Genomic DNA, 13,072 nt, shown 5'->3' on the forward strand with positions numbered 1-13,072 from the left:
GGCCACTTCGTCAGGACACACGCCATGCAGGCCTTTGCCGGAACCTCGTTCGATTCGCTGGACAGCTACGCGCTGACCGAGTTGCCCGTGCCCGAACCGGGGCCGGGCCAGGTGCGCCTGCGCGTGGCCGCCACGGCGCTGGGCTACGTGGATGGCCTGATGGCGCAGGGGCGCTACCAGATCAAACCCCCGCTGCCCTACGTGCCGGGCGGCGAGATCGCGGGTGTGTTGGAGGCGGTGGGCGCGGGCGTCAGCACGCTGGCGGTGGGCGACCGGGTGGTGACCTGGCAGCTGGGCGGCGGCATGGCGGACTGCGTGGTGGTGGATGCGGCCGACGTGGACGGGGTGCCCGGCGATCTGCCCCTGCCGGTGGCGGCGGCGATGCTGGTGGATTACCAGACCGCCCATTTCACGCTGTTCGAGCGCGGGCGCCTGACCGCCACCGACCGTGTGCTGGTGCTGGGCGCCGCCGGTGGCGTGGGCGCGGCGGCGGTGGCGCTGGCGGCGCGCGCGGGGGCGTTCGTGATCGCCGCCGCCGGGGCCGACGACAAGCGCCAGGCCGCGCGGGCGCTGGGCGCGCAGGCCACGGTGGATTACCGCCAGCCCGACTGGCGCGAGGCGCTGAAGGCCTGTGCGCCGGGCGGCGCGGTGGACGTGGTGGTCGATCCGGTGGGCGGCGACGCGTTCGAGCCGGCCTTCCGCTCGCTGGCCAAGGACGGGCGCCACCTGGTGCTGGGCTTTGCCGGCGGCGCCATCGGGCGGCTGCCGGCCAACCTGGCGCTGCTGAAGAACGCCGATCTGCTGGGCGTGGACGTGCGGCACTTTCTGGCCACGCAGCCCGAGCGGGCGCGGCAGGTGCGCGGCTCGCTGTTCCGGCGCGTGCGCGACGGCGTGCTGCCGCCGCCCGGGATGACCCGCTTCACGCTGGCGCAGGCCGCCGATGCGCTGCGCGCCACGCTGTCGCGCGAGCGGCGCGGCAAGGTGGTGGTGGTGCCGCAGGGCGGGGTGGCGGATACAGGCCGGCTGGCCTGAACTTGGTCGGCGGGGCGGCTGAGATCGTTTGGCGCTCCAACGATGACCCATGACCGCGGCTGCCGCCGCATGACCCCTGACGAATGGCGTCTTGGTCACGGAAGCGCAGCGAAGTCAGTTGTCTTTCTTGCTGGATGACTCAACAGTCTCAGACAGCGTTGTGGGAGCGGGCTTGCCCGCGATCAAGCGGCGGTTGCGACGAGATGCCGCATCGCGGGCAAGCCCGCTCCCACACAGCGGATGCGGTCCGCGCGGCATCCGAGACTGCTGGATGGCCAAGCACAAGCATTTTTGAAAGCCCATTCGCACGAAGCGGCGGCCAGGGCGCGCTGCAGGGCCGGCCCACGCGCGGCGCGGCCCTGTTCGGCGGCCGGTTTCTTGACAGCCCCCAAGCGGCTCCAGTAGATTACTAACCAGTCAGTCATTAATTCTTCACACGGCCCGACCGGGCCATCAAGGACCTTATGCCGCTCGTTTCTCCGCCCTGGCGCGCCCTGGGTGGCGCCTTGCTGGTCGCGTTGCTGGCCGCCTGCGGCAAGGCGCCGCCGCCCGAGGAGCCGGTGCGCGCCGTCAAGCTGGTGACGGTGGGCGAAACGGCCTACGAAGCCGGCCACGAATACGCCGCCGAGGTGCGGGCGCGGGTGGAGTCGCGCCTGGGCTTTCGCGTGGCGGGCAAGATCGTGCGCCGCGCGGTGGAGCCGGGCCAGCGCGTGCAGGCCGGGCAGTTGCTGGCGCAGCTGGATGCACGCGACTACCAGCTGGCCGCCGACGCGGCACGCGCACAGGTGGCGTCGGCCACCACGCAGCGCGACCTGGCGGCGGCGGATTTGAAGCGCTTTCAGTCCCTGCGCGACCAGGGTTTCATCAGCGGCGCCGAGATGGAGCGCCGCAGCGCCCAGCTGAAGGCCGCGCAGGCCACGCTGGACCAGGCGCGGGCGCAGCAGTCGTCGCAGGGCAACCAGGCGGCCTACACGCAGCTGTTGGCCGATGCCGGCGGCGTGGTGACGGGCGTGGACGCCGAGGTCGGCCAGGTGGTGGCCGCCGGCACGCCGGTGGTGCGGCTGGCGCAGGACGGCCCGCGCGACGTGGTGTTTGCCGTGCCCGAAGACCGCGTGGCCGCCGTGCGCGTGGGCCAGCCGGTGACGGTGCGGGCCTGGGCCAGCGATGGCCAATGGCACGGCAGCGTGCGCGAGGTGGCCGCCGCCGCCGACCCGGTGACGCGCACCTACGCCGTGAAGGTGGCGCTGGCGGGCGAGGCGCCGCCACTGGGCGCCACCGTGACGGTGGTGCCGCAGCAAAGCGGCGCGCAGGGCGCGGCGGTGATCAAGCTGCCGACCTCGGCGCTGCGCCGCGAAGGGGCGGGCACGGCGGTGTGGGTGTTCGATGAGGCCAGCAGCAGCGTGCGCTCGCAGCCGGTGCAGGTGGCCGGCGCCGACGGCAACGAGGCTGTGATAGCGGACGGCCTGACGCCGGGCATGCGCGTGGTGGCCAGCGGCGTGCACGTGCTGGCACCGGGGCAGAAGGTCTCGGTTTATCAGTCAAAAACGGCTACAGCACCCGCCAAGACTGCGCAGGCAGCTACCAATAATGTAGCTAACGAGCCCGCGCCGCCGGCCGTTGCCGCGTCGCGCTGAGGGCCCGCATGAGCGAACAAGCCTCGCCCATCGACGGCGCTGCCGCGCCGGAGCAGCCCAAGCCGGGCTTCAACCTGTCGCGCTGGGCGCTGCAGCACCAGGCGCTGGTGCGCTACCTGATGGTGGTGCTGATGCTGCTGGGCGTGGCGGCCTACTTCCAGCTCGGGCAGGACGAGGACCCGCCCTTCACCTTCCGCGTGATGGTGGTGCGCAGCTTCTGGCCCGGCGCCACGGCGGCGCAGGTGGCCGAGCAGGTGACCGACAAGATCGAGCGCACGCTGCAGGAGGTGCCGTATGCCGACAGGATCCGCAGCTACAGCAAGCCGGGCGAGTCGCTGATCATCTTCCAGCTCAAGGACAACTCGCCCCCGCGCGAGGTGCCGCAGGTCTGGTACACGGTGCGCAAGAAGGTGGGCGACATGCGCTTCACCCTGCCGCAGGGCGTGCAGGGGCCGTTCTTCAACGACGACTTCGGCGACGTGTACGGCGTGATCTACGCGCTGTCGGGCGAGGGCTTCAGCTACGCCGAGATCAAGACCTTCGCCGACGACGTGCGCCAGCGCCTGCTGCGCGTGAAGGACGTGGCCAAGGTCGAGCTGTTCGGCGTGCAGGACGAGAAGCTCTACATCGAGATCTCGCAGCGGCGCCTGGCCCAGCTGGGGCTGGACATGAACCAGGTGATCGGCCAGCTGGGCGCGCAGAACGCGGTGGAATCGGCCGGCGCGGTGCAGACGCCGCTGGACGTGATCCAGGTGCGCGTGGGCGGGCAGTTCAACGACGTCGAGCAACTGCGCGCCATGCCGATACGGGGCGCCACGGGCACGCAGCTGCGGCTGGGCGACATGGCCGAGATCACGCGCGGCTACGTCGATCCGCCGCAGGTGAAGGTGCGCCACAACGGGCGCGAGGTGGTGGCGCTGGGCGTGTCGATGGCCAAGGGCGGCGACGTGATCGCGCTGGGCAAGGCGCTGAAGGAAGCCAGCGCGCGCATCGAGCAGTCGCTGCCGCTGGGCGTGGAGCTGGCGCAGATCCAGGACCAGCCGCGCGCGGTGGCCAGCTCGGTGAACGAGTTCGTCAAGGTGCTGATCGAGGCGGTGGTGATCGTGCTGGCGGTGAGCTTTCTCAGCCTGGGGCTGCACAGGCGCGCGGGCCGGCAGCCGCTGTGGCGCCGCTGGACGCTGGACATGCGCCCCGGCCTGGTGGTGGGCATCACCATTCCGCTGGTGCTGGCGGTGACATTCCTGTTCATGCAGTACTGGGGCATCGGGCTGCACAAGATCTCGCTCGGCTCGCTCATCATCGCCCTGGGCCTGCTGGTGGACGACGCCATCATCGCCATCGAGATGATGGTGCGCAAGATGGAGGAGGGCTACGACAAGTTCCGCGCCGCCACCTTCGCCTACGAGATCACCGCCATCCCCATGCTGACGGGCACGCTGATCACGGCGGTGGGCTTTCTGCCCATCGGGCTGGCCAAGTCGATGACGGGCGAATACACCTTCGCCATCTTCGCCGTCACGGTGATCGCGCTGCTGGTGAGCTGGGTGGCATCGGTGGTGTTCGTGCCGCTCTTGGGCGCCTGGCTGTTGCGCGTGCCGCCGCACGTGGCCGCGGCGCGCGCGCAGGCGCTGAACAGCGGCGAGCCGGCGGTCCATCAGCCGCACGAGGTGTTCGACACGCCGTTCTACAACAGCTTCCGGCGCCTGGTGCGCTGGTGCGTGGTGCACCGCTGGCTCACCATCGGCGCCACGGCGGCGCTGTTCGGCCTGGGCGTGTTCGGCATGACCAAGGTGCAGCAGCAGTTCTTCCCGGATTCGGTGCGGCCGGAAATCCTGGTCGACCTGTGGTCGCCCGAGGGCACCTCGTTCGCCGCCACCGAGGATGTCGCCAGGCGCGCGGAGGCCCGGTTGCTGGCCGAGCCCGGCGTGACCGGCGTGACGCAGTGGATCGGCGCCGGCGTGCCGCGCTTCTACCTGCCGCTGGACCAGATCTTTCCGCAGACCAACGTGTCGCAGTTGATCGTGATGCCGCATGACCTGGCCACGCGAGCGCAACTGCTCAAGCAGATTCCGGCGGTGCTGGCACAGGAATTTCCCGAGGTGCGCGGCCGCGTCAAGCTGCTGCCCAACGGGCCGCCGGTGGCCTACCCGGTGCAGTTCCGCGTGATCGGCCCCGACCCGGCGCGCCTGCGCGCGCACGCCGACGAGGTGGTGGCCGCGCTGCGCGAAAGCCCCAACACGCGCGGCGTGAACGACAACTGGAACGAGTCGGTCAAGACCATGCGGCTGGAGGTGGACCAGGACAAGGCGCGCGCCCTGGGCGTGACCAGCCAGTCCATCGCCCAGGCCGGCCGCGTGATGCTGAGCGGCAGCACCGTGGGCCAGTACCGCGAGGGGGACAAGCTGATCGACATCGTGCTGCGCCAGCCGCTCGCCGAGCGCGACGCCATCACCGACATCGCCAACGCCTACCTGCCCACGGCCAGCGGCAAATCGATCCCACTGACGCAGATCGCCAAACCCATGTTCGCCTGGGAGCCCGGCGTGCTGTGGCGCGAGAACCGCGACTACGCCATCACCGTGAACGCCGACGTGGTGGAGGGCCTGCAGGGCGCCACGGTGACCAACCAGCTGCTGCCCGGCCTGCGCGCGCTGGAGGCCGGGTGGGCGCGCGCGGGCGACACGGGCTACCGCATCGAGGTGGCCGGCGCGGTGGAGGAAACCAGCAAGGGCTCGGCCTCGATCGCCGCCGGCGTGCCCGTTATGCTGTTCATCACCTTCACGCTGTTGATGCTGCAGTTGCACAGCTTCAGCCGCGCCATGCTGGTGTTCCTGACCGGGCCGCTGGGGCTGGCCGGCGTGGCGGCGGCGCTGCTGGTGCTGAACCGGCCGTTCGGCTTCGTGGCGCTGCTGGGCGTGATCGCGCTGATGGGCATGATCCAGCGCAACTCGGTGATCCTGATCGACCAGATCGAGCTGGACCGTGCACGCGGCGTGCCCACGTGGGACGCCATCGTCGAAGCCGCCGTGCGGCGCCTGCGCCCCATCGTGCTGACGGCTGCCGCGGCGGTGCTGGCCATGATCCCGCTGTCGCGCAGCGTGTTCTGGGGGCCGATGGCAGTGGCCATCATGGGCGGGCTGATCGTGGCCACGGCGCTGACGCTGCTGGCGTTGCCGGCGATGTACGCCGCATGGTTCCGGGTGAAACCCGGAACACCGGCGTTCCATGAATCCGCCCCGGCGGGGCCCGCGCGCAGCGCGTGACCCGCATGGTTCCGGGTCAGGCCCCCGCAGCCCACGCTGGCCTGAGCGGGCGGCCCGTGTCCGGGTAAAATGCTCGGTTCGCCAGATTCCGTCGGGCGGTTGCAGCCCTGCGACCGCCTGCCTTGTTTCAGCTCGTCGCGCGGGTGGCGAAATTGGTAGACGCACCAGGTTTAGGTCCTGACGCCCGCAAGGGTGTGGGGGTTCGAGTCCCCCCCCGCGCACCACGATATCAACCTTGAGAGAGAACACCATGGCCGTGAATGTCGAAACCCTTGAAAAGCTCGAGCGCAAGATGACGCTGACGCTGCCCGTCGAATCCATCCAGAGCGAGGTCGACGCGCGCCTGCGCAAGCTGGCCCGCACCGTGAAGATGGACGGCTTCCGCCCCGGCAAGGTGCCGATGAGCGTGGTGGCGCGCCAGTACGGCTACTCGGTGCAGTACGAGGTGATGAACGACAAGGTGGGCGAGGCTTTCTTCAACGCCGCCAACGAAGCGAACCTGCGCGTGGCCGGCCAGCCCACCATCACCGAGAAGGAAGGCGCGCCCGAGGGCCAGATGGCGTTCGACGCGGTGTTCGAGGTGTTCCCCGAGGTGAAGATCGCTGACCTGGCGACGGCCGAGATCGAGAAGGTGGCCGCCGACGTGAGCGACGAGGCCATCGAGCGCACCATCGACATCCTGCGCAAGCAGCGCCGCAGCTTTGCCCAGCGCGCCAAGGACGCCGCCGCCGAGGACGGCGACCGCGTGACCATCGACTTCGCCGGCAAGATCGACGGCGAGCCGTTCGAGGGCGGCAAGGCCGAGGACTTCCAGTTCGTGGTCGGCGAGGGCCAGATGCTGAAGGAGTTCGAGGACGCTGTGCGCGGCATGAAGGTGGGCGAAAGCAAGACCTTCCCGCTGGCCTTCCCCGAGGACTACCACGGCAAGGACGTGGCCGGCAAGACCGCCGACTTCATGGTCACCGTGAGCAAGATCGAGGCATCGCACCTGCCCGAGGTGAACGAGCAGCTGGCCAAGTCGCTGGGCGTGGCCGACGGCACCGTCGAGGGCCTGCGCAGCGACATCCGCAAGAACCTGGAGCGCGAGGTCAAGTTCCGCCTGAACCAGCGCAACAAGCAGGCCGTGATGGATGCGCTGGTGGCCAAGGCCGAGCTGGACATCCCCAAGTCCAGCGTGCAGGCCGAGATCGACCGCATGACGCAGGCCACCCGCGCCGACCTGAAGGCGCGCGGCATCAAGGATGTCGAGAAGCTGCCGATCCCCGAGGACACCTTCCGCCCGCAGGCCGAGCAGCGCGTGCGTCTGGGCCTGGTGGTGGCCGAACTGGTGAAGACGCAGAACCTGCAGGCCACGCCCGAGCAGCTGAAGGCCCAGGTCGAGGAGCTGGCCGCCAGCTACGAGAAGCCCGACGAGGTGGTGCGCTACTACTACGCCGACAACCGCCGCCTGGCCGACGTCGAGGCCATGGTGATCGAGAACAATGTGACCGACTACGTGCTGAAGCAGGCCAAGGTGACCGACAAGGCGCTGGGCTTTGACGAGCTGATGGGGCAATAACTGACGTACCCCCTGAGAGGCGCTGACGCGCCTTCCCCCAAGGTGGACAACGCTGGTGGCAGGGGAAACCCCGGCCACGGCGTTTCTGCATGGCCTGCTCCGCGGCCACCTGGTGCGGGCTTGCTGCGCAGCCCGCCGAGTGAGGCGATCCCTGAAATGGGAGATTGCTACGTATAAGATAGCTGTTGGCGCTGAATTGGCGGGCGCTCAAGGCCAATTTGGCATTGAACCTGCAGGCCACGGCGGAGCGGCGACAATGGGGCTTGGAATCGGCCGGTTCCGGCCCCATTTGCCTTTCCAGACACCCTTCCCGGAGCTTTCTTTCATGAGCGAATACGAAACGCAGAAAAACCTCGGCCTCATCCCCATGGTCATCGAGCAGTCCGGCCGCGGCGAGCGCTCGTACGACATCTACTCGCGCCTGCTGAAAGAGCGCGTGATCTTCCTGGTGGGCGAGGTGAACGACCAGACCGCCAACCTGGTGGTGGCGCAGTTGCTGTTCCTGGAAAGCGAAAACCCCGACAAGGACATCTCGCTCTACATCAACAGCCCCGGCGGCAGTGTGACGGCCGGCATGTCGATCTACGACACCATGCAGTTCATCAAGCCCGACGTGTCGACCATGTGCCTGGGCTTCGCGGCCAGCATGGGCGCCTTCCTGCTGGCGGCCGGTGCCAAGGGCAAGCGCTACAGCCTGCCCAACAGCAAGGTCATGATCCACCAGGTGCTGGGCGGCGCGCGCGGCCAGGCGACCGACATCGAGATCCAGGCGCGCGACATCCTGCGCACCAAGGCGCAGATGAACCGCATCCTGGCCGAGCGCACCGGCCAGACGCTGGAGAAGATCCAGCAGGACACCGAGCGCGACTACTACATGACCGCCGACGAGGCCAAGGACTACGGCCTGGTCGACCAGGTCATCGCCAACCGGCCATGACCGGGAGGGGCTTGCCCCCTCTTGAATTCATAGCTGCTTGCGCTTGTCAGCAGGCGATTTCAGGCCGATTTTCATCTGAAATCAAGGCACATCAAGCGCCAGCAGCTATTGTTTTTTTACAATCCAGCACCGCTGGCCCGTTGCGGATGACCCACGCCGCGCCCCGTGGCGCGCTGTCAATTTGGTTATCATGCCCCGATCCATCATGAAACTGACACGCAATGGCCGATAAGAAGGGCGCATCCTCCAGCGAAAAGACGCTTTACTGCTCGTTCTGCGGCAAGAGCCAGCACGAGGTGAAGAAGCTGATCGCCGGCCCGTCGGTGTTCATCTGCGACGAGTGCATCGACCTGTGCAACGACATCATCCGCGAGGAAGTGCCCGCCGATGATGCCGCGGGCGAGGCCCGGGGCGACCTGCCCACGCCCGCCGACATCAAGGCCAACCTCGACAACTACGTGATCGGCCAGGAAAAGGCCAAGCGCACCCTGTCGGTGGCCGTCTACAACCACTACAAGCGCCTGAAGCACAAGGAAGAGGCCAAGGGCGGCGATGTGGAACTGGCCAAGAGCAACATCCTGCTGATCGGCCCCACCGGCAGCGGCAAGACGCTGCTGGCGCAGACGCTGGCGCGCCAGCTTGACGTGCCCTTCGTCATGGCCGACGCCACCACGCTGACCGAAGCCGGCTACGTGGGCGAGGACGTCGAGAACATCATCAGCAAGCTGCTGCAGAGCTGCAACTACGACGTCGAGCGCGCCCAGCGCGGCATCATTTACATTGACGAGATCGACAAGATCAGCCGCAAGGCCGACAACCCCAGCATCACGCGCGACGTGTCGGGCGAGGGCGTGCAGCAGGCCCTGCTCAAGATGATCGAGGGCACCATGGCCAGCATCCCGCCGCAGGGCGGGCGCAAGCACCCGAACCAGGACTTCCTGCAGATCGACACCACCAACATCCTGTTCATCTGCGGCGGCGCCTTCGCGGGGCTGGAGAAGGTGATCGAGGCGCGCACCGAGGCCAGCGGCATCGGCTTTGGCGCCACCGTGCGCAGCAAGCAGCAGCGCTCGATCAGCGAATCGTTCCAGGACGTCGAGCCCGAGGATCTGATCAAGTTCGGCATCATCCCCGAACTGGTCGGCCGCATGCCGGTGGTGGCCACGCTGGCCGAGCTGACGGAGGACGCGCTGGTGCAGATCCTCACCGAGCCGAAGAACGCGCTGGTCAAGCAGTTCAGCCGCCTGCTGCAGATGGAAGGCGTCGAGCTGGAAATCCGCCCCAGCGCGCTCAAGGCCATCGCCCGCAAGGCGCTGGCGCGCAAGACCGGCGCGCGCGGCCTGCGCTCCATTCTGGAAGGGGCGCTGATCGACACCATGTTCGAGCTGCCGCACACGGCGAACGTCGACAAGGTGGTCGTCGACGAGAACACCATCGAAGAAAACCAGCCGCCGCTGCTGGTTTATCGTGAAGCGGCGAAGAAAGCCTGATTTCAAGGCTTTTCGGGCTTCAGGCCAGGCGGAGCAAGCGCGAGCAGCTATTCAATGAATAGCGAATCTCGCTGGCGCCCGCGCTGGCCCTGACGATTTACCCCTGCTTTGCACGCCCAGCCCGCTGCTGGGTTGAAAATGACACCTGAGCAGCCATTTGCAGGCTGATCACCTGAGGATTCTTCATGTCCGGAACCACCCCCCTGCCACCCACCCCGATCGACCTGCCGCTGCTGCCGCTGCGCGACGTGGTGGTGTTTCCCCACATGGTCATCCCGCTGTTCGTGGGGCGGCCCAAGAGCATCAAGGCGCTCGAGACCGCCATGGCCGCCGACCGCCGCATCATGCTGGTGGCACAGAAGACCGCCGCCAAGGACGAACCGCTGGTGGGCGACATGTTCGAGGTTGGTTGCGTCTCCACCATCCTTCAGATGCTGAAGCTGCCCGACGGCACCGTGAAGGTGCTGGTCGAGGGCCAGCAGCGCGCCACCGTGACCCACATCGAGGATGGCGACGAAACGCATTTCGTCGCTACCGTCACGCCGCTGGAGGTGTCGGACGCCGACAAGGACAACGCCGAGGTCGAGGCGCTGCGCCGCGCCGTGATGCAGCAGTTCGACCAGTACGTCAAGCTGAACAAGAAGATTCCGCCCGAGATCCTGACCTCGATCGCCAGCATCGACGAGCCGGGCCGCCTGGCCGACACCATCGCCGCGCACCTGCCGCTCAAGCTGGAGAACAAGCAACTCGTGCTGGATCTGGCCAGCGTGAAGGAGCGGCTGGAAAACCTGTTCGAGCAACTCGAGCGCGAGGTCGACATCCTCAACGTCGACAAGAAAATCCGTGGCCGCGTCAAGCGCCAGATGGAGAAGAACCAACGCGACTTCTACCTTAACGAGCAGGTCAAGGCGATCCAGAAGGAGCTGGGCGAAGGCGAGGAAGGCGCCGACATCGAGGAGATCGAGCGCAAGATCAAGGCCGCGCGCATGCCCAAGGAGGCGCGCAAGAAGGCCGACGGCGAGCTGAAGAAACTGAAGCTGATGTCGCCCATGTCGGCCGAGGCCACCGTGGTGCGCAACTACATCGACGTGCTGGTCGGCCTGCCCTGGGCCAAGAAGACCAAGATCAAGCACGACCTGGCCTATGCCGAAGAGGTGCTGAACGAGGACCACTATGGCCTGGAGAAGGTCAAGGACCGCATCCTCGAATACCTGGCGGTGCAGCAGCGCGTGGACAAGGTCAAGGCGCCGATCCTTTGCCTGGTCGGGCCGCCCGGCGTGGGCAAGACCTCGCTCGGCCAGTCGGTCGCCAAGGCCACCGGCCGCAAGTACGTTCGCATGGCGCTGGGCGGCATGCGCGACGAGGCCGAGATCCGCGGCCACCGCCGCACCTACATCGGCGCCATGCCGGGCAAGGTGCTGCAGAGCCTGAACAAGGTCGGCACGCGCAATCCGCTGTTCCTGCTGGACGAGATCGACAAGCTGGGCATGGACTTCCGCGGCGATCCGTCGAGCGCGCTGCTGGAAGTGCTCGACCCTGAGCAGAACCACACCTTCTCTGACCACTATGTCGAGGTCGACTTCGACCTGTCGGACGTGATGTTCGTGGCCACCAGCAACTCGATGAACATCCCGCCGGCGCTGCTGGACCGGATGGAGGTGATCCGCCTTTCGGGCTACACCGAGGACGAGAAGACCAACATCGCCATCAAGTACCTGCTGCCCAAGCAGATGAAGAACAACGGCGTGAAGGATGAGGAGCTGTCGATCTCCGAAGACGCCGTGCGCGACATCGTGCGCTACTACACGCGCGAGGCCGGCGTGCGCTCGCTGGAGCGCGAGCTGTCCAAGATCTGCCGCAAGGTGGTGAAGGCACTGCAGCTCAAGCAGATGGAACCGCAGGTCAAGGTCACATCCGAGAACCTCAACGAATTCCTGGGTGTGCGCAAGTTCAACTACGGCCGCGCCGAACAGCAGAACCAGGTCGGCCAGGTGGTCGGCCTGGCGTGGACGGAAGTCGGCGGTGACCTGCTCACCATCGAAGCCGCCACCATGCCGGGCAAGGGCGTTATCCAGCGCACCGGCCAGCTGGGCGAGGTGATGAAGGAGTCGGTCGAGGCCGCGCGCACCGTCGTGCGCTCGCGCGCCCGCGGGCTCGGCATCAAGGAGGAGGCGTTCGAGAAGCGCGACATCCACATCCACGTGCCCGACGGCGCCACGCCCAAGGACGGCCCCAGTGCCGGCATCGCCATGACCACCGCCATCGTCTCGGCCCTCACCGGTATTCCGGTGCGCGGCGAAGTGGCGATGACGGGCGAGATCACGCTGCGCGGCGAGGTCACCGCCATCGGTGGCCTGAAGGAGAAGCTGCTGGCCGCGCTGCGCGGTGGCATCAAGACGGTGATCATTCCGGAAGAGAACGTGAAGGACTTGCAGGAGATTCCGGCCAACGTGAAAGAGGGTCTGAAGATCGTGCCGGTCAAGTGGATCGACAAGGTGCTGGAAGTGGCGCTGGAGCGCCTGCCCGTGCCGCTGACCGATGACGACGCCGTGGCGCCGCCCGAGGCCGCTGCGGCACCGGCAGCCGCCAAGAAGTCGACCCGCGGCGCGGCGGTGAAACACTGAAGGAACACGCCTTGCAGGCACCGCCTAAAAATTTTTCGGGCACTTGCCAAGCGCGAGAATTTCAGGCTACAATGCAAGGCTTGCAACGCGGGAATAGCTCAGTTGGTAGAGCGCAACCTTGCCAAGGTTGAGGTCGCGAGTTCGAGCCTCGTTTCCCGCTCCAGATTCGCAGCCGGTCCACCAAGCCGGCCGCTGCAACAAAAGGAAGCTTGGCTTCCTTTTTTTGTATCGACACTGGCGCGTTAGCAAAGCGGTTATGCAACGGATTGCAAATCCGTCCAGGGCGGTTCGACTCCGCCACGCGCCTCCACTTCTTTCCCCTTGTCTCCTATCCCACGTGCGGCACATCCGGCCGCCGAGCCTGCGACAATGCACGTTTGGCCCCGGTGGTGAAATTGGTAGACACAGCGGACTTAAAATCTGTTTTGTCAAGTCCTTTCTGCTAGAACTACCGAGCCAGAAGGTCAATAGTGACAACAGTTTGCGGGCATCCGAGCTGTAGCTTTGCAGCTAGGCTTGACGGCCAGGGGCCAG

General features: G+C 67.2%; 7 protein-coding genes and 3 tRNA genes. All 10 read left to right on the forward strand.

The window, feature by feature from the left end:
* Window positions 1–24 precede the first annotated feature (24 nt).
* Complete coding sequence (locus ACFSCU_RS06875) at window positions 25–1,032, forward strand: NADPH:quinone oxidoreductase family protein (RefSeq protein ID WP_180551023.1); 1,008 nt, start codon at window positions 25–27, stop codon at window positions 1,030–1,032.
* 464 nt (window positions 1,033–1,496) lie between these two features.
* On the forward strand, window positions 1,497–2,666 hold the full coding sequence (locus ACFSCU_RS06880; RefSeq protein WP_180551024.1) for an efflux RND transporter periplasmic adaptor subunit: 1,170 nt from the start codon (window positions 1,497–1,499) through the stop codon (window positions 2,664–2,666).
* Window positions 2,667–2,674: 8 nt separating this feature from the next.
* Entirely contained in the window at window positions 2,675–5,929 is a 3,255-nt protein-coding gene (locus ACFSCU_RS06885; protein ID WP_377560243.1) for an efflux RND transporter permease subunit, read from the forward strand.
* Between the two features lie 137 nt (window positions 5,930–6,066).
* Window positions 6,067–6,153 (forward strand) — tRNA-Leu (locus ACFSCU_RS06890).
* Between the two features lie 26 nt (window positions 6,154–6,179).
* Window positions 6,180–7,487 (forward strand): trigger factor, encoded by a 1,308-nt coding sequence (tig, locus tag ACFSCU_RS06895; protein WP_180551025.1) that lies wholly within the window; start codon window positions 6,180–6,182, stop codon window positions 7,485–7,487.
* 325 nt (window positions 7,488–7,812) lie between these two features.
* Window positions 7,813–8,424, forward strand: a complete 612-nt coding sequence (gene clpP / locus ACFSCU_RS06900) for an ATP-dependent Clp endopeptidase proteolytic subunit ClpP (RefSeq protein ID WP_180551026.1) — start codon at window positions 7,813–7,815, stop codon at window positions 8,422–8,424.
* 221 nt (window positions 8,425–8,645) lie between these two features.
* Window positions 8,646–9,914: an ATP-dependent Clp protease ATP-binding subunit ClpX gene (gene clpX / locus ACFSCU_RS06905; protein WP_180551027.1), complete on the forward strand. Its 1,269-nt coding sequence runs from the start codon at window positions 8,646–8,648 to the stop codon at window positions 9,912–9,914.
* Between the two features lie 185 nt (window positions 9,915–10,099).
* Window positions 10,100–12,538, forward strand: a complete 2,439-nt coding sequence (gene lon / locus ACFSCU_RS06910) for an endopeptidase La (RefSeq protein ID WP_377560244.1) — start codon at window positions 10,100–10,102, stop codon at window positions 12,536–12,538.
* 87 nt (window positions 12,539–12,625) lie between these two features.
* Window positions 12,626–12,701 (forward strand) — tRNA-Gly (locus ACFSCU_RS06915).
* Window positions 12,702–12,774: 73 nt separating this feature from the next.
* Window positions 12,775–12,848 (forward strand) — tRNA-Cys (locus tag ACFSCU_RS06920).
* Window positions 12,849–13,072: the final 224 nt, after the last annotated feature.

Source organism: Ottowia beijingensis (assembly GCF_042680925.1).
Lineage (GTDB): Bacteria > Pseudomonadota > Gammaproteobacteria > Burkholderiales > Burkholderiaceae_C > Ottowia > Ottowia beijingensis.

Coding starts and splice junctions, on each gene's coding strand:
- lon (WP_377560244.1), top strand. CDS start 10,100: ATGTCCGGAACCACCCCCCTGCCACCCACCCCGATCGACCTGCCGCTG.
- clpP (WP_180551026.1), top strand. CDS start 7,813: ATGAGCGAATACGAAACGCAGAAAAACCTCGGCCTCATCCCCATGGTC.
- ACFSCU_RS06875 (WP_180551023.1), top strand. CDS start 25: ATGCAGGCCTTTGCCGGAACCTCGTTCGATTCGCTGGACAGCTACGCG.
- tig (WP_180551025.1), top strand. CDS start 6,180: ATGGCCGTGAATGTCGAAACCCTTGAAAAGCTCGAGCGCAAGATGACG.
- clpX (WP_180551027.1), top strand. CDS start 8,646: ATGGCCGATAAGAAGGGCGCATCCTCCAGCGAAAAGACGCTTTACTGC.
- ACFSCU_RS06880 (WP_180551024.1), top strand. CDS start 1,497: ATGCCGCTCGTTTCTCCGCCCTGGCGCGCCCTGGGTGGCGCCTTGCTG.
- ACFSCU_RS06885 (WP_377560243.1), top strand. CDS start 2,675: ATGAGCGAACAAGCCTCGCCCATCGACGGCGCTGCCGCGCCGGAGCAG.